The following is a 23,575-nucleotide window of genomic DNA, read 5'->3' on the forward strand; positions in this document are numbered from 1 at the left end:
GCTGTACTTATTCGTAACCGTATGCCCGCAAACCGGCTTCGTTATCTGCCCAACCAGACTTTACTTTAACCCAAATTTCAAGATAAACGGGGCCACCAAAAAGCTTCTCCATGTCAACGCGCGACTGGGTTGAGATATCTTTCAGACGAGCGCCCTTATTACCAATAACCATGGATTTATGTCCATCACGATCAACCAGAATAGCGATGAAAATCCGGCGCAAATTACCTTCCTGCTCAAATTTCTCAATCAACACCGTACTAGTGTACGGCAATTCATCACCGACAAAACGGAACAGTTTTTCACGAACGATTTCTGTCGCCAGGAATTTTTCACTACGATCCGTAATGTCATCTTCAGCGAATATTGGCGGGTTCAATGGCAAATATTTTCTCGCCTCACCTTCCAGATTTTCTAACTGAAAGCGCAACGTCGCCGATACTGGAACAATTGCTGCAAAAGAAAATAAGGCTGCAATCTTTTGCGCGAACGGCATCATGACAGCCTTATCTTTAACGCGGTCAGATTTATTAATGACCAGAATGACCGGCACATTTTTTGGCAGCAGATCGATGACCTGCTGATCTGCAGGACCAAACGTTCCCGCCTCAACCAAAAACAAAATCACGTCAGCAGCGGTGAGCGTTGTTGTCACAGTCCGGTTCAATGTACGGTTTAACGCATTCGAATGGCGAGTCTGAAAACCAGGCGTATCAACGTACACAAACTGTGTATTGTCTTTTGTCTGAATACCTGTAATACGGTGGCGTGTAGTCTGCGCCTTACGCGATGTAATACTAACCTTCGCGCCAATCAACGCATTCATTAACGTCGATTTACCAACGTTAGGACGACCAACGATCGCAATGTACCCGCAACGAAAATCGGGATTATCTAAAAGTTCATTCATGGAGTACTCAAGCTATCTTTGGGTGATGATTCGGGTTTGCTGGATTTTCTGACGCTTTTTTTGCATCAGTGTCTGGCGCATTTTTTGACTTCTCGGAAGTAGCATTTGCGTCAACCACGACTTCATTCTGTGGGGTCGCAATGCCAGCCAATTTCAACTGAGCCGCGCGCGGCTTCGATTTTCTGGAGGCCGGCGTTCGCGACAACACTTCAATTGCGGACTCTAATGCTAACTTCGCGGCCGCCTGTTCGCCTGCACGGCGACTACCACCAGTGCCAAACACCTGAATATCTAGCTTAGGTACCAAACATTCAATTTCAAACTCTTGGTTATGAGCTGCGCCATGGGTTGCAACGACGTTGTATTGCGGCAGTGCGATTTTTCTGCTCTGCAAAAACTCTTGCAGCAAGGTTTTGGCATCCTTGCCTAAGGTCGTAGGGTCTACGGACTCTAATATTGGCGCGTAAAGAGCACGGATAACCTCTTTTGCAGCATCAAAGCCAGCATCTAAAAAAACCCCGCCAAATAAAGCTTCCAAGGTGTCAGCCAATATAGATGGACGTCTAAAACCACCAGACTTCAATTCCCCTTCACCCAAACGAAGAAATTGTGACAGCTCTATTTTTTGCGCAATCTCATACAAAGTCTGCTGCTTGACAAGGTTTGCCCTTACCCGTGACAGGTCTCCTTCGTCGATATCTGCAAAACTTTCAAACAGCAAAGACGCGACAACACAGTTCAAAACGGAGTCGCCAAGAAATTCCAGTCGCTCATTATGTAAAACGCTATGACTACGGTGAGTCAGCGCCTGCTGCAATAAAGCGGAGTTACCAAACTGGTGACCCAGCCTCTTTTGCAATAATTGAAGATTCATACGTCAATCTAGTTATTCTGGCTTTTGGTGGAAAAACCACTTTTTACCGTTGTACCTTCGTATTCCAGCAATAATGTTGCTGGACCAAACAAAGGTATCTTTTTCTGATAAGAAAAACTAACATCCACATCATCACCATTTCTGGCGATGACCAGATCTTTACTTGTGATAGAAGTGATGTAGCCAACTTCTGCCTGCTTATCAAACGCAATCTGAATTTCGCGAACCGTCGTCCCCGAATTTTTCGCTAAGACAATTGCTTTTTTGATAGAAAAATATTCAATAGCTGTTGGAACGACTTTCATCGCTAACATCGCAATCAGTACGAGTATCCCTAAAGACAAAATCAAACCAATCAGTGATATTCCACGTTGAGATTTCAATTGACTATGGTGATGTTTATTCATTGCTACTTAGCTCCAAGTTGAATAATTTGATTATTTAAAACTCCCGACACGCTTGATATTGCCGAGATTCATCCAGATAAAGAATGCTTTTCCAACAATATTTTGATCAGGAACAAAACCCCAATATCGACTGTCGAGACTGTTATCGCGGTTATCGCCCATCATGAAATATTCACCTTCGGGCACTACACAAGAGAACCCATCACTATTGTATGTACAATTTTCGCGCTTAGGGAAATTATGCGGGTCACGTACAAAAGAGGGTGACTGATCGTCATTCAGAATACTGTGAGTAACGCCCGTCAGATTTTCAGAGTATTGCTTAAAATAAGTCAGATGCTCATCATCCAGAAAATCAGGCTTAGCCTGATATGTTATTTCATTTCCATTAATGATTAAACGTTTATTTTTATACACAACCTGATCACCTGGAACACCAACCACTCGCTTAATGTAATCGACTGACGGGTCCTCCGGATACTTAAATACCATCACATCACCACGTTGTGGATTTCCAACTTCAATTACTTTTTTGTTCAAAATTGGCAAACGGATACCGTAAGTATATTTATTCACCAATATCAGATCGCCAACAAACAGCGTAGGCAGCATTGAACTCGATGGAATTTTGAACGGTTCATACAAAAATGAGCGCAAAAAGAAAACTAAGGCGATAACGGGGAAAAAACTGCCCGAGTACTCAACCCAAAGTGGCTGACGCAAAATACTCGCTTCGATTTCTGCGCGTTTATTTTCTTCAACGCGAATCCCTTCGCTAGCAAGCTTTGCATTTCGCGCATCATAGGCAGCCAACGCAGCATCCGCTGCCGCACGGCGCTTTTTTGCCAATACAAATACATCCAAAAACCAGATAACGCCCGTACCCAAGGTAAGAACGAACAAAATCAAGGCAAAATTTCCTAAAATCGACTGAAAACTCATTTTTCATCCACTTGTAAAATTGCCAAAAATGCTTCTTGAGGGATCTCTACTGAGCCCACTTGTTTCATGCGTTTTTTACCTGCTTTTTGCTTCTCAAGCAATTTGCGCTTACGACTGATATCGCCGCCATAGCATTTTGCCAATACATTTTTACGCAAAGCCTTGACGTTTTCGCGAGAAATGATATTTGAACCAATCGCCGCCTGAATCGCCACATCAAACATTTGGCGTGGAATCAATTCGCGCATCTTGGCGGCAACTGCGCGACCGCGGTAATGACTATTCGCACGATGAACGATAATGGCCAAGGCATCCACTTTTTCACTATTAATCAGCATATCGACTTTAACGACGTCAGCGGCGCGGTTTTCTTTAAACTCGTAATCCATTGACGCGTAACCACGCGACGTGGATTTGAGACGATCAAAGAAATCCAGCACAATCTCAGCCATTGGCATTTCATACGTCAGCTTCACTTGCCTGCCGTGATAGCTCATATCAAGTTGTACGCCACGCTTCTGGGTACACAATGTAATCACTGAGCCAACATATTCTTGTGGCATATAGAGGTTCACGGTCACGATTGGTTCGCGAATCTCTTCAATCTTGGATGGATCCGGCATTTTAGATGGATTATCGACCATCAAAATACTACCGTCAGCCATCACCACCTCATATACAACCGTCGGCGCGGTTGTAATCAGATCCATGTCAAATTCGCGCTCGAGGCGCTCCTGCACGATTTCCATGTGCAACAAACCAAGGAAACCACAACGGAAGCCAAAACCCAACGCCTGCGAAACTTCCGGCTCGTACATCAACGCCGCGTCGTTTAATTTCAACTTCTCAAGAGAATCACGCAAGGCATCATACTGGTTCGCCTCTACCGGGAATAAGCCAGCAAACACCTGTGGTTGAACCTCTTTAAAACCTGGCAATGGTACTGCTGCAGGCTTATTTGCGACCGTTATCGTATCCCCCACCTTCGCAGATTTCAGCTCTTTGATGCCAGCAATAACAAATCCAACCTGCCCAGCCGATAAGCTCTCACGACTCAATGACTTAGGAGTGAATACACCAACACTCTCAACGAGATGCTGTGCTTCTGTCGCCATGAACAAAATTTTATCTTTCGGCCGCAGGGTACCATTCACAATGCGTACCAGCATCACAACACCAACATAATTATCGAACCAAGAGTCGATAATCAAGGCTTGCAAAGGCGCATCAGGATCACCTTTTGGAGGTGGCACCTTTACAATCAATGACTCGAGAACATCGAGCACACCGAGGCCAGTTTTAGCAGAGCAATGAACAGCATCAGTTGCATCAATACCAATAACCTCTTCGATTTCAGAGCAAGCATTCTCAGGATCAGCGGATGGGAGGTCAATTTTATTGAGCACAGGAACAACTTCCACACCCAACTCAATCGCGGTATAGCAGTTAGCGACCGTTTGCGCCTCTACCCCTTGAGATGCATCCACGACCAGCAAAGCCCCCTCACAAGCAGACAACGACCGACTTACTTCGTAACTGAAGTCAACGTGACCAGGCGTATCAATCAGATTCAAGTTATATATCTGACCGTCTTTCGCCTTGTAATTCAGGGCGGCAGTTTGTGCTTTAATGGTAATTCCACGTTCGCGCTCAATATCCATAGAATCAAGGACTTGCGCTTCCATTTCGCGATCGGAGAGGCCGCCACATAATTGAATAATGCGATCGGCCAGCGTGGACTTGCCATGATCGATATGGGCAATAATAGAAAAATTCCGGATGTTATTCATTGAAATTACAAAAAAATACTAAGGTGAGGCGAAGACCAGCTAAAAAAAAGCGCTCCAGTCTGGGCAACGATCCCCAGGCGAGCGCCTTCAGTTTGGGTTTTGCAAAGCGCCATTTTACCGGATTTCAGAGAGGAATTCTGAGAAATCACGCTTCTCAACAATAAAGCACTACAAAAGAGACAAGAACCCTGGCAATTCAATGAGATCAGATTGAGGCAAACCCCACTTTTCCTCATAATCAATTTTGGCAAGATATAAGCCATCAGGCATAAAGGTCGGCGCAGCGATACTTCTATCCCTGCTCTCAAGGACTTGCGCCATCCAATCAGGTGGGCGACGTTCAGTACCAACGAATAGCAAAGAACCAACGATATTTCGAACCATATGATGGAGAAATGCGCTAGCCCTTAACGTAAACACAATCAATTCACCCTGCTGACGGATATTAATTTCATACATATGCTTGATCGGTGTTTTGGCTTGGCAACCTGAAGCTCTGAACGCAGAAAAATCGTGCTCACCCAGTAATTTCTCAGCAGCCTCCCTCATCAGATCAACATTGAGTGGACGAAATACCCATCCAGCACGCCCAGACCACATTGGCGAACGAATTTTGCTGTTATATAAAACATAATGATATGTGCGAGCTCTGGCACTAAACCGCGCATGAAAGTTATCCTCTGAGGCCTGATCCAGCAAGAGTTCTTTCGCCCATTGAATAGCAACACTATTCGGCAAAAATGCATTCACGCCATTAATCCAAGAGTAAGCTGCGCGGTCTAAGTCGGTGTCAAAATGAACGACCTGCTCAATGCCGTGTACGCCCGCATCAGTACGACCAGCACAGACTACTTTGACATCCTTACCGCAAAACTCAAATAACGCACGCTCCAGCGCATCCTGAACGGTATTCCCAGACGGCTGGGTTTGCCACCCCTGCCATCCACTTCCATCGTATTGCACTCCCAAAACAAGACGCTTCACTTATAAATCCATTCATTCAAAAAACAAAAACGGGCGCCAATGAATGACGCCCGCATAATCTAACACATTAGATTCAAGCCATCTGCGTCAACATGTTACCGGCCCGTTCTTTTTGATCAGCGGTACCACCTTTAAGTACCTCATCCAATAGCTCACGCGCACCTTCCTTGTCGCCGATTTCATGGTATGCAACTGCGAGATCCAGTTTGGTTGCCATTTCCGCATTAACCTCAACAACAGGCTCCAGAGCCTCGGCAACAGGCGCGACGGATGGTGCATCAGAAGGGAGATCCAAACTAATACCAGAAAGATCAAACTCAAATGCTGAGGCGGCTTCTGGCAGCAGCCGCTGTGACTCAGGATCCATCTCACCGTCAGGCAGGGAAATCTCGTCAGAAGCAACAGGCATCTTTGCAGCCAAATCAAGATCAAAATCACCAAATTCTGCGTTCGGCACATCAAAGTCCATCGATTGCAACTGGTCAGCGTGAGGCTCATGCTGCTCAGGCACCAGATCAACAGAATTTGATGATTCTGCATCCAACTTCCCATCACCAAAGTCAAAGTCAATCGAACCAAAATCAAGCTCTGAAACCTCTGCTTCAGGCAATGGGGCATTGACGGGCGACTGCGGGATTTGCGGCGCAATATGATCATCCATACCAAGATCAAAATCCAAACCAGTATCAGCGACAGGTTCAGCTTGTTGCGCTATCGGCGTCTCAACACCAGTCCCTTCAACTTCATCGTGCGAATTAATATCAATGATACTAATTGCCTCCAGCATATCTTTTGAGAGCGAATTACCTAGCAATGCATCCGGATCAAGATCTTCCAGCGGCTGGGTAGGAGAGCCAAGACTCGCGCCATAAAAAGTATCAGTCTTCGCCTTACCACCAGCATAGAGTGGGTTGCCGGGCTCCAACACAATGCCCATCGAGGCAACCTGCGCCCACTCATCCCCCTGACCACCAGTCATGCCATATAATTCACTAGCCAGACGCTCAAACAACTTTGCATCTTTACGAGCGAAATAAATTTCAAGCAACTTAACTCGCACCGCGTGACGATCCGGCTGCGTCCTCAATGCTTCTTTGAGAATCTCCTCAGCTTGGGAATCACGGCCATAAGCGATGTAGACGTCCGCCTCAGCAACTGGATCAACTTCGTTTGCATCCAACTGACTTGCTGATGGTGCAAAGTTAGAATTGAAGACACTGTTATTGGTATCAACACTCTGCCCTCCAGTGGAGCCAAACATGGAATTGGCTTTCATACTCGAGCCAGTCAAAATACTGTCTTCAAATTGCTGTAGTTTCTTTTTACGACGATTAACTAAGACGCCAGCCCCTGCCAACAGAGCAAGAACAACACCGCCACCCGGCAACAAGAAGTCAGACATATCATCAAAGAAGCTTGGCTCTGGCGGAGGCGGCGCTACAGTGCGACGTTTGGCAATCGGTTTAGCGGATGCAGAAGCAGCATTACTTGCAACACTCTCACCAACAGATGACACAACAGCTGGCGACGAAGCTGGCGCTGCCACAGGAGCACTTGCTGCCGCATTTGTAGCAACAACCGTGCTCGCAGGCAGCGATGCTGCAACAACAGCAACACCCTTAGCAGCCGCTTCTGCAGCCACGCTCGCAGCGCCCCCCGCTACCGATTTAGCATCTACTTTTGCTTTGTTTTTATCTGACAATTCTGATTCTTTTGCCGCCAGATCTTTATTTTTTACGTCAAGCAAACGCTGCAAATCACCAACATTTTTCTCCAATTCTTTCAAGCGACCAGCGGCTTCGTCAACCGCTTTCTTCTTCGCCAGCTTATCCTCTTCAATACCGCCCTTAGCACTGCCTGCCTTATCATTTGACGTCGGCGCCGCCTTCGACAACTTCAACTTATCGAGCGACTCGGTTGTCGCGGTCGGCACTTCTTTAACATTGGTAACAATAGAACCGCCAGCACTCTGCTTACTGGCCATCGTTTTTGAGGGCTGAGAACGATCGACATAGTCAGCCAAATGATTGCGATAAGCATTAAAGTCCGCGGCATGAGCAAGAACTACGGAATGCGCCCCAACAGCACCTCCGGCACTTTCCTTAACCGTGGCAGCATCAGGCACATTCAGAATCTGCCCTGCCTTCAGACGATTCATGTTTTTACCAATAAAAGCTTGTGGGTTTGCACGATACAAACCGACCAGCATTTGATCAAGGGAAACACCTTCCTGCTGATAGGCCGCAGCAATTTTCCCCAGTGTGTCACCAGACTTAACGGCAACCTCATCCGCAGTTTTACGAAGACGAGGTGTTTCTTTTTTTTCAGCGCTTTGATTTGCTGTTACGGCAATTGGCATGGAAGATGCAGGTCTACTAGCTGGTTGATTAGATGCTTGACTATTAGACACTGGATTATTAGGCGCAGACTGTGCCTTATTTACAACAGCATTTGGACTCGCTACTTGTGGGGACTGACTATTTCTGAGTTCAGCAGGATCCAGCAGGAACGTATATTCACGCAACAATTTACCGTTAGAAGAAGAAATCTCCAATAACATATCAACGAAAGGCTCATTCATTGCCTGCGAAGAAGACACCTTGATAACGTAACCCGCCCCCTTGGGCTCGATTGCAAAGCGTAACGCTGACAATGCCGAATTAAATTCAATATTAGCTTGGCGAAAGGCCTCTACCGACGCCAACTTAGGCATCAAAGTGTCGATTTCTTCTCTATTTGGAGAGGTAAGTTCAATCTCCGCCTTGAGAGGCTGCCCAAGCGAAGAAAGTACCGTTAATCGCCCCATACCAGTGGCGTTGGCATTTGACATGAAAAGCAAAGCTGAAGTGACAGCAACGCTCAAGACTTTATGTCCCAGAGAAATCACAGATGTTCTTTTTTGTTTATGCATTTTGTCAGACATATTGGGAATTTTTGCGAACTAAGTCCGCTGGGATAGGCTAGTCGCATCGCCGCACTAAGCGCCATATTATTTCACGATAGCATTACAAACTAGGCGCTGCAAGCTTAACGCTATTTGCCACCATGGTAAATACATTCAGACAACTCCAAGCACTCAATCTTATATAAACGTTGTTACCATTTAACAACTTAACTCACTTTTACATAATAAAAAAACTTTTACAAAAAAATAGGAGGCATCAGCCTCCCATTCTCACCACGAATTATTAATTAAACATTAATTTAATCAATTAATATACGCAACATACGGCGCAGAGGCTCAGCAGCACCCCACAATAATTGATCACCGACAGTGAACGCGCCAACATACTCGGGGCCCATTGCAAGTTTACGAATCCGCCCAACAGGAATGGTCATTGTACCCGTTACTGAAACTGGAGTCAGATCTCGAATACTCGCCTCCCGCGTATTCGGTACAACCTTGACCCACTCGTTATCGGCAGCAATCATCGCCTCGATGTCAGCGACTGGTACATCTTTTTTCAGCTTGAATGTCAATGCCTGGCTATGGCAACGCATCGCACCGATACGAATGCAAAATCCATCAACTGGGACAGCAGTGGTGCCATAAGCAGCGCCCTGGCCAAGAATCTTATTAGTTTCTGCCATGCCCTTCCATTCTTCTTTAGACATACCATCGCCCAGATCTTTATCAATCCATGGAATCAGGGAACCGCCAAGAGGAACACCAAAATTTGCTGTTTCGATGTCGGTCAATAAACGTTGCTTCGCGATCACTTTACGATCAATTTCAAGAATCGCACTCTTAGGATCGTCGAGCAAATCTTTGACTTCGGCGTTTAAAGTACCATATTGAGTCAGTAACTCGCGCATATGTTGCGCGCCACCGCCAGAAGCAGCCTGATACGTCTGGGTACTCATCCATTCAACGAGACCAGCTTTATACAATGCACCGACACCCATCAACATGCAGCTCACTGTGCAATTGCCGCCAACCCAATTTTTCTGGCCCTTGACGAGTGCGTCTTTAATCACAGGCAAATTGACAGGATCCAGAACGATGACGGCATCATCATTCATCCGCAAACTAGACGCCGCATCAATCCAGTGACCGTTCCAGCCAGCAGCGCGTAATTGAGGAAATACAGCATTGGTATAGTCACCACCCTGGCAGGTAATAATAATGTCGCACTTCTTCAGTTCGCCAATATCATTCGCGTCTTTCAGCGTCTTTTCATTTTTTGCCATCGCAGGCGCGGCACCGCCCGTATTCGACGTTGAAAAGAATACTGGTTCAATATGAGCAAAATCGTTTTCTTCCTGCATACGCTGCATCAGAACCGATCCAACCATTCCACGCCAACCTACCAAACCTACCAGCTTCATCATATTTCCCTTTTATTTTCCCTCTTACTATGCGGGACGTCCCCGCCCTACTACGACAACTTAACTTGCCAACGCACGCACGACTGCCGCACCCATCTCCGCCGTTCCTACTTTCGTTGTACCGGCAACATAGATATCCGGCGTGCGGAGGCCCTGCGTTAATACTTTCTTCACTGCATTTTCAACGCGAGCTGCCTGCTCTGCTTTATTTAGCGAGAAGCGCAACATCATTGCTGCAGACAAAATCGTCGCCAGCGGATTGGCGATGCCTTTACCAGCGATATCAGGTGCTGAGCCGTGTGAAGGCTCGTAAAGACCTTTATTATTTGCGTCTAACGAAGCGGATGGGAGCATACCGATTGAACCCGTTAAGCTTGCAGCGGCATCCGATAAAATATCACCAAACAAGTTGCCTGTAACCACGACGTCAAATTTCTTCGGCGCGCGAACCAGTTGCATCGCTGCGTTATCGATATACATATGATCCAGTGCGACATCCGGATACTCTTTACTTACGTCAATCATGACGTCTTTCCAGAACTGCGACGTTTCTAATACGTTTGCCTTGTCGACGCTGGTTAAACGCTTGTCACGTTTTTGTGCCGCTTGAAATGCAACGTGCGCAATACGGCGCACTTCTCCTTCAGCGTAACGCATCGTATCAAAACCCTCACGCTGACCTTTGAATGGACCGTCCGGGCATTCACGTACACCACGTGGCTGGCCAAAGTACACGTCACCCGTCAGTTCGCGGATGATCAGCAAATCGAGACCGGAGACAACTTCCGCTTTGAGCGTCGATGCTTCTGCTAGCTCTGGATACAAAATTGCTGGGCGCAGATTAGCAAACAGGCTCAGACTCTTACGCAGGCCCAAAATTGCTTGTTCTGGACGCAGTGCGCGCTCCAAGCTATCGTATTTCCAATCACCGACAGAACCAAACAAAATGGCATCTGCGTCTTTTGCAAGCTTTAAAGTCGCTTCAGGTAATGGATGACCTGATGCCTCATAGCCTGCACCACCAACTGGCGCCGATTCCATTTCAAATGATTCACCGAGCGCATTGAGGACATTTACTGCTTGTTCGACGATCTCGGGACCAATGCCATCACCTGGCAAAATTGCTATTTTCATTTATCTCTATCCTAACGCTGGATTAAATTGTGTTTGACAGCCAAGGCTGAGCAGACAGATGGCGCTCTTCAAAAGCGCGAATCTTATCGGACTGACGCAACGTCAGACCGATATCATCAAAACCATTGATCAAACAGTATTTACGGAACGCGTCTATCTCAAACGGATAGCTCTCTCCGCCATTCGTCACCACGATCTGATTTTCTAGGTCAATCGTCAGGCGATATCCAGGAAATGCCTTAACTTCATTAAAAATACGCTCGACCTGCGCTTCAGTCAAAACAATCGGCAGCAATCCATTTTTGTAGCAATTATTAAAGAAAATATCAGCAAAACTTGGTGCAATCACCGCCCTGAAACCATACTGATCCAATGCCCACGGTGCATGTTCACGCGAAGAGCCGCAACCAAAGTTTTTACGCGTCAACAAAATAGACGCGCCTTGATAGCGCGGCTGATTAAGAACAAAGTCTGGGTTCAGTGGACGCTTGCTGTTGTCAATACCAGGCTCGCCATGATCCAGATAACGCCACTCGTCGAACAGATTCGGACCAAAACCAGTGCGTTGAATCGATTTCAGGAATTGCTTAGGAATGATGGCATCCGTATCAACGTTTGCTCTATCCATCGGGGCAACCAAGCCATTGTGTAAATTAAATTTTTCCATGACTTGATTATTTTCTACCGACACTCTCAACAGCTTCACCCGCTTTTTGAACGTCTTTACCAATACCTTGAACGGTATTGCAAGCACTCAGAATGGTGACACAAGCAACACAAGACATGATTGCGAAGATTTTTTTCATTACATTTTCCTTTTGCAAAAATTATGCGAGTGCTCGCACATCAACGAAATGACCAGCAATCCCAGCTGCCGCAGCCATCGCAGGAGAAACAAGATGGGTGCGACCACCCTGACCTTGCCGACCTTCAAAATTACGGTTAGAAGTGGACGCGCAGCGCTCACCAGGCTCCAGACGATCAGCATTCATTGCCAGACACATCGAACAACCAGGCTCACGCCATTCAAATCCGGCATCGCGGAAAATTCGATCAAGACCTTCACGCTCAGCCTGTTCTTTCACAAGGCCAGATCCTGGCACTACCAACGCCAATCTGACGTTTGACGCGCGAAACTTGCCACGCACGACAGCAGCAGCTGCACGCAAATCTTCAATGCGAGAATTGGTGCAAGAGCCGATAAATACTTTATCGATACGAATGTCAGAAATCGCAGTATTTGGCTTCAATTCCATGTAGACCAATGCTTTTTCAATCGCATCGCGCTTGACTGCGTCTTTTTCAAGATCTGGATCAGGAACCCGACCATCCACGGCAACGACCATCTCTGGCGATGTTCCCCAGGTGACTTGCGGCTTGATTTCAGCGGCATTCAGCGTGACAACCATATCGAACTTCGCACCAGCGTCAGAATGCAGCGTTCTCCAGTACTCAACTGCACGATCCCAATGTGGACCCACAGGAGAAAATGGACGACCTTTAACATAATCGATCGTCGTCTGATCAACAGCTACCATGCCTGCGCGGGCACCTGCCTCGATCGCCATGTTACAGACCGTCATCCGGCCTTCCATCGACAAACTGCGGATTGTTGAACCGGCAAACTCTATTGCATAGCCCGTACCACCAGCGGTACCGATTTTACCGATCACAGCCAAGACCACGTCTTTCGCAGTTACACCTGCTGGTAAGACACCGTCAACCTGGACCAGCATAGATTTTGATTTTTTTGCAATCAGTGTTTGGGTGGCCAACACATGCTCCACCTCGGACGTTCCGATACCGTGGGCTAGACAACCGAAAGCACCGTGTGTAGACGTATGTGAGTCACCGCATACGACGGTCATACCCGGCAGTGTGGCACCTTGCTCAGGCCCAATCACATGAACAATACCCTGACGTTTATCATTCATACCAAAGTAAGTCAGCTTGTATTCTTTTGCATTACCGTCCAACGTTTCGACCTGTAAACGGGAAGTTGCATCATCAATACCGTTAGCACGATTAGTTGTTGGCACATTATGATCAGCAACCATCAGATTAGCCGAATCTCGCCATGGACGACGACCGGATATCTTCAATCCCTCAAACGCTTGCGGACTAGTGACTTCGTGTAGTAGATGGCGGTCAATGTACAAGATTGCCGTACCATCATCTTCCGAGTGAACTACATGAGATTCCCACAATTTATCGTAAAGCGTTTTAAGCATAATCTAAAGCCTGAAAAAAGATCGTAATAAATATACTACGTGTCAATGTAATGAAAAGTATGCCAGATCGTCGAGCAAGTCGGTTCTAAGAAAAATTTTGCATTTGATTATGCCACAATTGTGCGACGCAAAACCAGCAACTCGACCAAAAACCAGATGAGCACATCAATATAAAAGTTAGCTTTTATCTTTTAAACCAAATTTACCACCACTTTTAAATCGAAGAAACTGATTTTACCGACAATAATTTTGAGTAATTTTGGATCGTGAAAACGAGATCAATTAACGACATCTGCCATGAGTTACCGATGACACCGAAGAGATCGTTATCTTATAAATGATCAATTTAATATTGACGATCAAAATAACATCCTCTCCTTTGAAGAGTGCCACCTACTTTTGTCACGAGAGCATCAATCCAGTATTAATTCGAAAATCCCGAGGAATTTTGCTGCACGTCACCACATTGTGCGCGGTGCCGCAAAGCATGGTCCATCAGAACTAGTGCCAGCATCGCTTCAGCAATCGGTGTCGCACGAATACCAACGCATGGGTCGTGACGACCAAACGTCTCAACGATAACTGGATTACCATCTTTATCGATGGAATTACGAGGAGTGCGAATGGACGAAGTCGGCTTAATTGCCATTGACACCGTAATGTCCTGTCCCGTTGAAATCCCCCCCAAAATACCCCCAGCGTTATTTCCAACAAAACCGGCGGGCGTCAGTTCATCACCATGCTCCGAACCGCGTTGAGCTACGCTAGAAAACCCCGCGCCAATCTCGACGCCCTTAACCGCGTTAATCCCCATCATTGCGTAGGCAATTTCGGCATCCAATTTATCGTAAATCGGCTCACCCAGACCGACGGGGACATTCGTTGCCACCACATCTATCCGGGCACCAATGGAATCCCCATCCTTTCTTAGGGCGTCCATGTAATCTTCCAGCTTAGCGATCAATCCGGCATCTGAGGTCGGCGCGAAAAATGGATTGCCAGCAGCAAATTGCCAGTCTTCAACGGGTATAACAATATTACCTAACTGCGTCATCCCTCCCTTGAATTCTGTACCAAATTTCTCTTTCAGCCATTTTTTTGCAATGGCAGCCGCACCGACAACTGGCGCAGTCAAACGTGCAGATGAACGCCCTCCACCACGTGGATCACGGATTCCGTATTTATTCCAGTAGGTAAAATCGGCGTGACCAGGACGGAAGGTTTCCGTAATATTGCCGTAGTCTTTACTGCGCTGATCCTGATTGCGGATCAGTAAGGCAATAGGTGTGCCCGTTGTTTTCCCTTGGTAAACGCCAGAGAGAATTTCAACCGTATCAGGCTCCTGACGTTGGGTTACATGGCGTGAAGTGCCTGGACGGCGCCGATCGAGTTCTGGTTGAATGTCGAGCTCAGACAATTCCAACCCGGGAGGGCAGCCATCAATCACACATCCAATGGCCGGACCATGCGATTCTCCAAATGTTGTGACAGTAAAGAGCGTACCAAAAGTATTGCCTGACATAATATTTTGCGATAAAGATTAAAAACGAAATTTAAATCATTTTAACAGCGTTACGACTGATACTCTATGTATTCCGAGATAAACGACACAGAGAATCACCTTGTAATATGGTCTACGATGGATAACATACTTACCATTCTTATTTCCGAATATTGTTTTATTCTTGCCAAAGAAGAACAAACGGCGCTTGGCTACTATCACTTTTAGTGTCATAGTTCCGAAAGACATAAATTAACGTAGGTCTTGCACAAAATATATGCCAAGTATGGAGCCGTAATTCAGATGAATCCAACGATGCACTCTTCCGAAGACGATCTGGTTTTTCTTGATGAGCCAGAACATGACGAGTTTTCGGGAGCGTCTAAGTCTCATTCAAGCTGGCGCGTCATGATCATCGATGATGATCCAGATGTCCACTCGGCAACGACGTTCGCTCTCGGCAGCCTCGAAATTCAGCATAGGCCTCTGAGCTTTTTGCACGCCTATTCCGCAGAAGAGGCGCGGAACATCCTAAAATCTGAGACAGACATCGCGATTATCCTGCTTGATGTCGTCATGGAGCAAGAAGATGCCGGCCTTCAGCTTGTAAATTACATCCGCAAAACATTAAAACTGGCCGATGTCAGGATCATCTTACGGACTGGGCAGCCAGGATACGCCCCTGAAATTGACGCGATTCGCGATTACGATATCAACGACTACAAAACCAAGTCCGAATTAACAAGAACCAAACTTTATACTGCAGTCACCTCAGCGATACGCTCTTATGAGCAAATCTGCTCAATCAGTGCCAGTCGTCGTGGGCTTGAGACGATCATCAATGCAAGCACAGAGCTAATGGCCACGCATGGTCTAAATAATTTTGCATCTGGCGTACTATCACAAATTACAGCACTTCTAGCACTCACAACCGAGGGCTTTATTTGTGCCAGACAGACGCCGCTTGGCAAAGACACCGATACAGAAGAGCTGCACATTATTGCGACAACTCCGCAATTTTCAGCCTTACTAAATCAGAGCCTCCCTACTGCCAATAATCCAGCAATGCTTAGCGTAATCGGCAGATCTCTGTCTGAGCGCAAAAGCATCTTTGATCCAACGGCAACTGCAATTTATTTCAATAATGTTGCAAAAAAAGAATTTACACTCTATCTCGACACGGGGTTACACCTTAACGAGATGGATAAGCGTCTACTCGATGTATTCTCGGGCAATGTCTCTGTAGGGCTAGATAACATAGTCTTAAATTCAAGACTGCACAATTATGCGTTTTATGATTTGCTGACTGGCTTATCAAACCGACTGAAATTGCTGCAAACACTCAATGAAACGCTTGAGTCCCATTTAAAAACAAAAAGCGCACTCTCACTGATCGACATCGACCATTTTGCAGAGACCAACGATGCGCTTGGCCACCAGTTTGGAGACCTGTTGCTGTCATCTGTCGCTCAGCGATTAATGGAGACGTTTGGCCAACATTGTCATCTTGCACGGGTTGGTAGCGACACCTTCGCACTCTTAGGAGATCAGAACCTCGTCTGCCCCGATAGAATCTTAGCCCTGTTCAACACCCCTTTTGATGTCGATCGCCAAGAAGTGCAGCTGACCGCAACAATTGGACTGATCAAACTAGACGAATGCGATGGTGATGGATCTGAGGCACTTAAAGATACAAATATTGCACTAAAACGCGCAAAAACTCATCAGCGAGGCGGTTACGAATATTTCACCCGCAATATGGGCGTTGAAATACGTGAACGGGTGCTACTCATGCATGCCTTACGTGCTGCCTTTGAACATGAGCGCCTATTTTTAGTCTATCAACCCCAGATTGATATGGTAAGCGGCAAGGTACTGGGCGCAGAAGCACTACTGCGCTGGAAAACGGACGAAGGGAAATTCATTCCTCCCGATCAATTCATCCCGATTGCAGAGTACTCCGGATTAATCGTTGATATTGGCGAATGGGTTTTACGGAGTGCTTGCCATGAATTAGTCCATTTACGTCGCTTGGGGTATACGGACTTTCAAATGGCAATCAACGTCTCCCAGGCACAATTCTCGCATCCATTATTTATGGAGACGCTGCATAAAGCGCTGGAAGAAACTAAGGTCCCGCCACAATTTGTCGAATTAGAAATTACCGAATCAATGGCAATGAAGGATCCAGATCTGCTGATCAAGACACTGCATCAGATCAAACAACTTGGCGTTAGCATTTCTATTGATGATTTTGGTACTGGGTTCTCCTCCCTGAGTCATTTACAAAAATTGGATGTCGACAAATTAAAAATAGATAGAGCCTTTGTTAATGATATTCGACTCGACGCCAACGAAGGCAGCATCGCAAAAATGATCGTGCAACTCGGACAAAATCTGGGGCTTGCCATTATTGCCGAAGGTGTCGAAAACAAAATGCAAGCCGACACCTTAGTGAGCTTCGGATGCCATCTCGCACAAGGGTATTTTTATGCAAAACCACTGACACGAGATGATCTGCACGTTTGGCTAAAGCAAAAAGACAACCAATGATCTTGCTTTAATCATTTAAGTTCACATCCGATTGAGTAGAGCTTACAGATAGGCGCCGCGCTAATACCGCGTCGCCTATTTTTCATTCTATGCCGCAGATTTTGCCGTCTATCGCATCGGTGTGGAATTTCAAATGAAAATTACTTAAAGTACCAATACCGAGCGTAAATTTACTGGATGACTTTAATAAAACATCAGTAAAACACTCAGGCTATAGATCATCAAATAACAGAGGCTAATTAATGAATCCGAGCATCATCCAGACACTCAAAGATGTACTCTTCGATTTTCGTCTGTGGCTTAGTCGAAGTTTTGACCATACGGCAGCATGGGTCAGCAAGCTCTCATGGTGGAAATTTTTTGTTTTTACTTTAATTACGCTGACTGGCGGTGCTATCGTCCAGGATACTCTTTTTCCAACTGAAGAAAACGTCGTTGTAACGAAGAGCAAGCACAACCCCAAATCGAAAATCAATACCCAAGCGCTCGATGGAGATACCAATATCGAAATCGATAATACTGGCATCCATATCAAAAAAACAACTGCAAATGGTAAAACCCGACAGATTGAAATTGAAGGAAACAACAACCAAGGTCAAACGAATCCAAACGATACACCTACCCCACCAACACCCGCTGACTCTAATAACGAAGCAACAATCAATGTTGGCGCATCCGAAAAAGATATTCATATCGCGTTGCCACCAGATGTCGCCAAAGAAATCGGCGACGACATTAATAACGCCGTGGCCGATGCAGCGGATGAAGAAGTACGTAGCTACAAAAAAACCTCATCCAAGTGGTTTATGAACTTTGTATTGCTAGCGGTCTTTGGTCTCTTCGGTATGAAGATGCTAATGGGAGGCAAATTCAGAGCAGAAGAAAAGGCGAGGACGGCAGGTTTGGCCGCAGAGCGAGAGTCACTACTACGTCAGGTAAGTGAGGCGCAAATGCAAATGATGCAAGCTCAAGTGGAGCCACATTTTCTGTTTAACACCCTCGCTTCCGTCGAATACCTGATCGAAACCAATCCTCCAAGGGCTGCTGAAATGCAACGCAGTCTGATTAGCTATCTGCGCGCTGTATTGCCGCAAATGCGTGATAACGCGACAACGACCAATCTTGGCCGCGAGGCAGATATGATCAATGCCTATCTTGATTTACTAAAGATGCGCATGGAGGAACGGTTGAATGTCGACTTTGTCATGCCTGAGGGCCTGCGGAGTGCTTCATTTCCGCCCATGATGTTACAGTCTTTAGTTGAAAACGCAATCAAACATGGGCTGGAATGCAAAGAGGATGGCGGCACCATTCGCTTCCGCGCTGAAGTGGCCCACAACAAGCTGCGCGTATCGGTCAGCGACAATGGCCTGGGTTTTGGTGCAATGCCAAGCAATGGCACTGGTTTAGGTTTGCAAAATATTCGTGAAAGATTAAAGCTTATTTACAAAGAAAAAGGTCAAATGATTATCACACCTAATCAACCCAGCGGTGTTTGCGTTACCATTGAAATCCCTTACGAATTAGCCAATTAAATACGACTATGCCAACCGCAATCCTTGCTGACGATGAGAGACTTATGCGCGATCAACTCAGATCACGCCTTGAACAAGTTTGGCCGGAACTGACTATTCTCGATGAGGCCAAAAATGGTGACGAGGCTATCCAGCTAGTAGAAAAACATCATCCCGATTTCGTCTTTCTGGATATCAGGATGCCCGTTAAAACTGGCCTTGAAGCAGCGAAGGAAATTGGCAACAAGGCCCACATCATCTTTATTACTGCTTATGATCAATATGCCATTGAGGCTTTTGATCATGGAGCAGTGGACTATGTCCTTAAACCGGCTGATGTTGAACGACTAACCAAGACTGTCGAGCGCCTAAAATCACGACTAAATAACCAAACTCAACCAAATGATATGAGTTTGCTCTTGAATCAATTAGCAAAACAAATGGGCATCGTGAACAAACCCAGTTACCTCCAATGGATTCAAGCTTCCATTGGGCAGGAATTGAGAATGATTCCCGTCGAAGAAATTCTTTTTTTTCAGTCAGATGAAAAATATACACGAGTCCAAACCGCGACCTATGAAGCATTAATACGAAAACCCGTAAGAGACTTATCTGAGGAGCTTGACCCTGCTCTATTCTGGCAAATTCATCGTTCAACGCTCGTCAATGCCAAAGCGATTTCTGGCGTTGTACGTGACTTGCGAGGCCGACATTTGGTTCAGGTAAAAGGACTCAATGAAAAACTTGAAGTATCAAGAAGCTTTGTTCATCTCTTTAAACAGATGTAGTTTAAGCAAATATCAAATTTTTCTTCTAGTCCACCTCTGACGATAAAAAACCGCACAGACTCAACGTCTTATGCGGTTTTTTTCAACGGATTTGCAGCTTTAATTAAAAAACCTACAGGATGTGGTGACCAAGCCACCAAGCAATTGCTGCTACAAATGCGGATGCAGGAATCGTTAAAATCCAAGCCCACACGATATTACCGGCAACACCCCAACGCACCGCTGACATCTTCTGAGCAGATCCAACACCAACAATCGCACCAGTAATCGTATGCGTCGTTGACACAGGAATACCCATCGCTGTGGCGATAAACAACGTAATAGCACCACCAGTCTCAGCACAAAACCCACCAACTGGCTTGAGTTTTGTAATTTTCTGACCCATTGTCTTCACGATCCGCCAACCACCAAACAAGGTACCCAACCCAATTGCGGTATAACAAAGGGCAATCACCCAAGTAGGAATACCTTCGTTAGGCGCCAAGTGGCCACTGGCAATCAACAACATCCAGATAATACCAATCGTCTTTTGCGCATCATTACCACCATGACCGAGGCTATACATCGAAGCAGACAACAACTGCAAACGACGGAACCAACGATCTACCTTACTTGGTGTGGAACGGACAAATAACCACGACACAATCAACATCATGATTGAGCCCAGAACAAACCCCAATAGAGGAGAGACGACAATAAATACAATCGTTTTTACCAGCCCTGAAGCGACCAAACTACCTGTACCGGATTTAGCAACTGCGGCACCTACTAGGCCACCAATCAGCGCGTGGGAGGACGATGAGGGAATACCAAAGTACCACGTCACGAGATTCCAGAACACTGCGCCCATTAAGGCACCGAAAATCACATATTGATCGACAATCGCTGGGTCGATAGTACCCTTACCAACAGTCGCAGCGACAGTTAGTGGGAAAAATAACACTGCAATAATATTAAAAACTGACGCCATCGCAACTGCAGTTTGTGGCTTGAGTACGCCAGTGGAAACAACCGTTGCGATTGCATTTGCTGCATCATGAAAGCCATTCATGAAGTCAAACAAGATTGCCAGAGCAATCAAAAAACCAAGTACGTATATGCTAATCTGGAAGGTATGCATAGGGGGAAATCACTTCTCTTTTAATTACCCTCCGTAGAGGGTAAATTTTTTACGATAATGCAACGCCAACGATAACGTATTACAATAATGTCAGCGCATCGACACTACTATCAGGCGTTCTCAACAATAATGCCTTCGATAATATTGGCGACATCCTCGCAGCGATCAGTGACTGTTTCTAATATTTCGTAAATCGCTTTCAATTTGATCAGATTACGTACATCCGGTTCATCACGGAACAATTTAGACATTGCAGCACGCATCACGTGATCCGCATCAGACTCCAAACGATCAATTTCTTCGCAAATCGTTAAAATTTCGCGAGAATTGCTCATGTTATGCAACAAAGCAACTGCCGCCTTCACTTTTTCAGAACATGCAAGGCATAACTCTGCCAGACGCTTTGCCTCTGGCGTAATCTCACGGATATCGTAGAGAGAAATCGTCTGCGCTGCGTCTTCGAGCAAATCCAAAATATCATCCATACGCGTAATGAGCTGATGAATGTCATCACGATCAAGCGGAGTAATGAAGGTTTTGTGCAACAACTCTATTGTGTTGTACGTCACTGTATCAGCCTGCTTTTCGATCGTTTCGATAGCATGTACGCGAATCTCAAGATCATCAAAATTCGTCATTAAAGCAAGCATTTCTTTTGAACCTTTAACGCACAATTCCGCATGTTGGTTAAAAAGTTCAAAAAATTTGCCTTCGGTAGGCATCAAGCGTCCAAACATTTTTTTCTCACTGAAAATAAAAACTAATCGGGTTATTACCAGCACACACCACACTAACAATCATGTGCGCAAAAATCACGATGGAAATCATCCATCAACAAACACTCAATTAAGAGGATTACTCGTTGTCACCAAATACAGACAAGGAACCAACATAATTATCAAACTTCGTATATTCACCAAGGAAAGTCAGGCGAACACTGCCAATCGGGCCATTACGCTGCTTACCAATAATAATTTCAGCAGTTCCTTTATCCGGCGAATCTGGGTTATAGACCTGATCACGATAAATAAACATGATCACGTCAGCATCCTGCTCAATCGCACCCGATTCACGCAAATCCGACATAACCGGACGTTTATTCGGTCGCTGCTCCAATGAACGGTTAAGCTGTGACAAAGCAATTACTGGGCAATTCAACTCCTTTGCCAGACCTTTTAAGTTTCGGGAGATCTCCGAAATCTCTGTCGCACGATTCTCACCTGACACGTTCGCCGACATCAACTGCAAGTAATCGACAATGATCAGTCCTAGCTTGCCGCACTGACGCGCAAGTCGACGTGAGCGCGCACGAAGTTCAATCGAGCTTAATGCCGGCGTCTCGTCAATGTACAATTGTGCTTCATTCATTTTTTGAATAGCATGAGTCAAACGAGGCCAATCCTCATCGCTCAGCTTACCAACCCGCAATCGGCTTTGATCAAGACGTCCAACTGAACCGAGCATACGCATAGCTAACTGCGCACCTCCCATCTCCATCGAGAAAACAGCCACTGGCAAACCACTGTCAATTGCAACGTTTTCACCAATATTTAATGAAAACGCAGTTTTACCCATCGACGGGCGACCAGCGACAATAATTAAGTCGCCCGGCTGCAAGCCAGAAGTCATTTTATCAAGATCAACGAAACCAGTTGGAACACCCGTTATATCATTTTGATTGTCACGGTTATACAACTCGTCGATACGCTCCACCACCTGAGTCAATAACGGCTGAATTGCTTGGAAACCTTGCGCTCCGCGAGAACCTTCCTCAGCAATTGCAAAAATTTTAGATTCCGCTTCATCCAACATTTGCTTCACTTCTTTCCCTTGGGGATTGAAAGCATTGCCAGCGATTTCATCGGAAACGGTAATTAATTTACGCAAGACGCCACGATCACGAACAATTTCCGCATAGCGGCGTATGTTTGCAGCTGAAGGCGTATTTTGTGCAAGCGCATTGAGATAGCTAAGTCCACCAACATCATCTGCCTTACCTGCGCTGCTGAGCGCTTCATAGACAGTAATAACGTCAGCTGGTTTTGAGCTATTGATCAGCCTCACCATGCACTGAAAAATAATGCGATGGTCGTAACGATAGAAGTCATCCTCACCAATGAAGTCGGCAATTCTATCCCAAGCGGCATTATCTAGCAGTAAACCACCCAAGACAGATTGCTCTGCTTCAATGGAATGAGGAGGAACGCGAATAGCGTCAAGTTGGGGATCAGAAGCGGCTTTCATGGCGCGCATTATACCTGCTAAATTGAGTTACTATAGGACACAAATAAAGGAGATGAAGTGATGTTTATTCCGCACAACACAATACTAATAGTATAAATCACTTTGCCTCCACATAAAAAAAGCCGGGCGAATGAACTGCACCCCAAAAGTTGGACACCCGTCCTAACTTTTGGGGTGTTTTCATGAGTAAATACACAAAGCAATTCAAACTGGCCGTTGTTAAACGGTATCAAGAAGGTTCAGCGGGTTATCAA

The 23,575-nt window shown here is 45.8% G+C and carries 19 protein-coding genes; 3 read left to right on the plus strand and 16 right to left on the minus strand.

Annotated elements, in window-relative coordinates:
• Positions 1 to 7 precede the first annotated feature (7 nt).
• The 13 genes from era to aroC all read right to left on the minus strand — a co-directional run bounded on the left by era (position 8) and on the right by aroC (position 15,123).
• A complete protein-coding gene (era, locus tag ACO0KV_RS09380; protein WP_423042125.1) occupies positions 8 to 910 on the minus strand; it encodes a GTPase Era in 903 nt (300 codons plus the stop codon).
• A 7-nt stretch (positions 911 to 917) separates the two neighbouring features.
• Positions 918 to 1,784 (minus strand): ribonuclease III, encoded by an 867-nt coding sequence (rnc, locus tag ACO0KV_RS09385; RefSeq protein WP_423042127.1) that lies wholly within the window; start codon positions 1,782 to 1,784, stop codon positions 918 to 920.
• Between the two features lie 8 nt (positions 1,785 to 1,792).
• Entirely contained in the window at positions 1,793 to 2,191 is a 399-nt protein-coding gene (locus ACO0KV_RS09390) for a DUF4845 domain-containing protein (RefSeq protein WP_423042129.1), read from the minus strand.
• Positions 2,192 to 2,221: 30 nt separating this feature from the next.
• The gene (gene lepB / locus ACO0KV_RS09395; RefSeq protein ID WP_423042131.1) at positions 2,222 to 3,133 is read right to left on the minus strand and encodes a signal peptidase I; all 912 of its coding nucleotides are present in this window, start codon (positions 3,131 to 3,133) and stop codon (positions 2,222 to 2,224) included.
• Positions 3,130 to 4,923 (minus strand): translation elongation factor 4, encoded by a 1,794-nt coding sequence (gene lepA / locus ACO0KV_RS09400; RefSeq protein ID WP_423042133.1) that lies wholly within the window; start codon positions 4,921 to 4,923, stop codon positions 3,130 to 3,132. The genes lepB and lepA overlap by 4 nt, the downstream gene beginning before the upstream one ends.
• A gap of 168 nt (positions 4,924 to 5,091) precedes the next feature.
• Positions 5,092 to 5,907 (minus strand): tRNA pseudouridine(38-40) synthase TruA, encoded by an 816-nt coding sequence (truA, locus tag ACO0KV_RS09405; protein ID WP_423042135.1) that lies wholly within the window; start codon positions 5,905 to 5,907, stop codon positions 5,092 to 5,094.
• 73 nt (positions 5,908 to 5,980) lie between these two features.
• Complete coding sequence (locus tag ACO0KV_RS09410; protein WP_423042137.1) at positions 5,981 to 8,737, minus strand: FimV/HubP family polar landmark protein; 2,757 nt, start codon at positions 8,735 to 8,737, stop codon at positions 5,981 to 5,983.
• Between the two features lie 374 nt (positions 8,738 to 9,111).
• Complete coding sequence (asd, locus tag ACO0KV_RS09415; protein ID WP_423042139.1) at positions 9,112 to 10,239, minus strand: aspartate-semialdehyde dehydrogenase; 1,128 nt, start codon at positions 10,237 to 10,239, stop codon at positions 9,112 to 9,114.
• Between the two features lie 57 nt (positions 10,240 to 10,296).
• Complete coding sequence (leuB, locus tag ACO0KV_RS09420) at positions 10,297 to 11,370, minus strand: 3-isopropylmalate dehydrogenase (protein WP_423042141.1); 1,074 nt, start codon at positions 11,368 to 11,370, stop codon at positions 10,297 to 10,299.
• 22 nt (positions 11,371 to 11,392) lie between these two features.
• Positions 11,393 to 12,037 carry a 3-isopropylmalate dehydratase small subunit gene (leuD, locus tag ACO0KV_RS09425; protein WP_423042143.1) on the minus strand — a complete coding sequence of 215 codons (645 nt, stop codon included), beginning with the start codon at positions 12,035 to 12,037 and terminating at the stop codon, positions 11,393 to 11,395.
• A gap of 7 nt (positions 12,038 to 12,044) precedes the next feature.
• Positions 12,045 to 12,176 (minus strand): entericidin A/B family lipoprotein, encoded by a 132-nt coding sequence (locus ACO0KV_RS09430; protein ID WP_423042145.1) that lies wholly within the window; start codon positions 12,174 to 12,176, stop codon positions 12,045 to 12,047.
• Positions 12,177 to 12,197: 21 nt separating this feature from the next.
• On the minus strand, positions 12,198 to 13,601 hold the full coding sequence (gene leuC / locus ACO0KV_RS09435; RefSeq protein WP_423042147.1) for a 3-isopropylmalate dehydratase large subunit: 1,404 nt from the start codon (positions 13,599 to 13,601) through the stop codon (positions 12,198 to 12,200).
• A 424-nt stretch (positions 13,602 to 14,025) separates the two neighbouring features.
• A complete protein-coding gene (gene aroC, locus ACO0KV_RS09440; protein WP_423042149.1) occupies positions 14,026 to 15,123 on the minus strand; it encodes a chorismate synthase in 1,098 nt (365 codons plus the stop codon).
• A 282-nt stretch (positions 15,124 to 15,405) separates the two neighbouring features.
• Here aroC and ACO0KV_RS09445 point away from each other — a divergent pair, with 282 nt between their 5' ends.
• The 3 genes from ACO0KV_RS09445 to ACO0KV_RS09455 all read left to right on the plus strand — a co-directional run bounded on the left by ACO0KV_RS09445 (position 15,406) and on the right by ACO0KV_RS09455 (position 19,957).
• A complete protein-coding gene (locus ACO0KV_RS09445) occupies positions 15,406 to 17,655 on the plus strand; it encodes a bifunctional diguanylate cyclase/phosphodiesterase (RefSeq protein WP_423042151.1) in 2,250 nt (749 codons plus the stop codon).
• A 242-nt stretch (positions 17,656 to 17,897) separates the two neighbouring features.
• Positions 17,898 to 19,190 carry a sensor histidine kinase gene (locus ACO0KV_RS09450; RefSeq protein ID WP_423042153.1) on the plus strand — a complete coding sequence of 431 codons (1,293 nt, stop codon included), beginning with the start codon at positions 17,898 to 17,900 and terminating at the stop codon, positions 19,188 to 19,190.
• A gap of 8 nt (positions 19,191 to 19,198) precedes the next feature.
• The gene (locus tag ACO0KV_RS09455) at positions 19,199 to 19,957 is read left to right on the plus strand and encodes a LytR/AlgR family response regulator transcription factor (RefSeq protein WP_423042155.1); all 759 of its coding nucleotides are present in this window, start codon (positions 19,199 to 19,201) and stop codon (positions 19,955 to 19,957) included.
• A gap of 112 nt (positions 19,958 to 20,069) precedes the next feature.
• On the opposite strand, the gene ACO0KV_RS09460 is transcribed toward ACO0KV_RS09455, so the two are convergent.
• The 3 genes from ACO0KV_RS09460 to ACO0KV_RS09470 all read right to left on the minus strand — a co-directional run bounded on the left by ACO0KV_RS09460 (position 20,070) and on the right by ACO0KV_RS09470 (position 23,321).
• The gene (locus tag ACO0KV_RS09460) at positions 20,070 to 21,077 is read right to left on the minus strand and encodes an inorganic phosphate transporter (RefSeq protein ID WP_423042157.1); all 1,008 of its coding nucleotides are present in this window, start codon (positions 21,075 to 21,077) and stop codon (positions 20,070 to 20,072) included.
• 110 nt (positions 21,078 to 21,187) lie between these two features.
• Positions 21,188 to 21,814 (minus strand): DUF47 domain-containing protein, encoded by a 627-nt coding sequence (locus ACO0KV_RS09465; protein WP_423017557.1) that lies wholly within the window; start codon positions 21,812 to 21,814, stop codon positions 21,188 to 21,190.
• Positions 21,815 to 21,932: 118 nt separating this feature from the next.
• Positions 21,933 to 23,321 carry a replicative DNA helicase gene (locus ACO0KV_RS09470; RefSeq protein ID WP_423042161.1) on the minus strand — a complete coding sequence of 463 codons (1,389 nt, stop codon included), beginning with the start codon at positions 23,319 to 23,321 and terminating at the stop codon, positions 21,933 to 21,935.
• Positions 23,322 to 23,575: the final 254 nt, after the last annotated feature.

The organism is Undibacterium sp. RuRC25W (genome assembly GCF_049339825.1).
Lineage (GTDB): Bacteria > Pseudomonadota > Gammaproteobacteria > Burkholderiales > Burkholderiaceae_D > Undibacterium.

Excerpts from the sequence above, each read along its gene's own strand:
- era (WP_423042125.1), bottom strand. The coding sequence starts at position 910 with ATGAATGAACTTTTAGATAATCCCGATTTTCGTTGCGGGTACATTGCG.
- rnc (WP_423042127.1), bottom strand. The coding sequence starts at position 1,784 with ATGAATCTTCAATTATTGCAAAAGAGGCTGGGTCACCAGTTTGGTAAC.
- ACO0KV_RS09390 (WP_423042129.1), bottom strand. The coding sequence starts at position 2,191 with ATGAATAAACATCACCATAGTCAATTGAAATCTCAACGTGGAATATCA.
- lepB (WP_423042131.1), bottom strand. The coding sequence starts at position 3,133 with ATGAGTTTTCAGTCGATTTTAGGAAATTTTGCCTTGATTTTGTTCGTT.
- lepA (WP_423042133.1), bottom strand. The coding sequence starts at position 4,923 with ATGAATAACATCCGGAATTTTTCTATTATTGCCCATATCGATCATGGC.
- ACO0KV_RS09410 (WP_423042137.1), bottom strand. The coding sequence starts at position 8,737 with ATGTCAAATGCCAACGCCACTGGTATGGGGCGATTAACGGTACTTTCT.
- asd (WP_423042139.1), bottom strand. The coding sequence starts at position 10,239 with ATGATGAAGCTGGTAGGTTTGGTAGGTTGGCGTGGAATGGTTGGATCG.
- leuB (WP_423042141.1), bottom strand. The coding sequence starts at position 11,370 with ATGAAAATAGCAATTTTGCCAGGTGATGGCATTGGTCCCGAGATCGTC.
- leuD (WP_423042143.1), bottom strand. The coding sequence starts at position 12,037 with ATGGAAAAATTTAATTTACACAATGGCTTGGTTGCCCCGATGGATAGA.
- ACO0KV_RS09430 (WP_423042145.1), bottom strand. The coding sequence starts at position 12,176 with ATGAAAAAAATCTTCGCAATCATGTCTTGTGTTGCTTGTGTCACCATT.
- leuC (WP_423042147.1), bottom strand. The coding sequence starts at position 13,601 with ATGCTTAAAACGCTTTACGATAAATTGTGGGAATCTCATGTAGTTCAC.
- aroC (WP_423042149.1), bottom strand. The coding sequence starts at position 15,123 with ATGTCAGGCAATACTTTTGGTACGCTCTTTACTGTCACAACATTTGGA.
- ACO0KV_RS09445 (WP_423042151.1), top strand. The coding sequence starts at position 15,406 with ATGAATCCAACGATGCACTCTTCCGAAGACGATCTGGTTTTTCTTGAT.
- ACO0KV_RS09450 (WP_423042153.1), top strand. The coding sequence starts at position 17,898 with ATGAATCCGAGCATCATCCAGACACTCAAAGATGTACTCTTCGATTTT.
- ACO0KV_RS09455 (WP_423042155.1), top strand. The coding sequence starts at position 19,199 with ATGCCAACCGCAATCCTTGCTGACGATGAGAGACTTATGCGCGATCAA.
- ACO0KV_RS09460 (WP_423042157.1), bottom strand. The coding sequence starts at position 21,077 with ATGCATACCTTCCAGATTAGCATATACGTACTTGGTTTTTTGATTGCT.
- ACO0KV_RS09465 (WP_423017557.1), bottom strand. The coding sequence starts at position 21,814 with ATGTTTGGACGCTTGATGCCTACCGAAGGCAAATTTTTTGAACTTTTT.
- ACO0KV_RS09470 (WP_423042161.1), bottom strand. The coding sequence starts at position 23,321 with ATGAAAGCCGCTTCTGATCCCCAACTTGACGCTATTCGCGTTCCTCCT.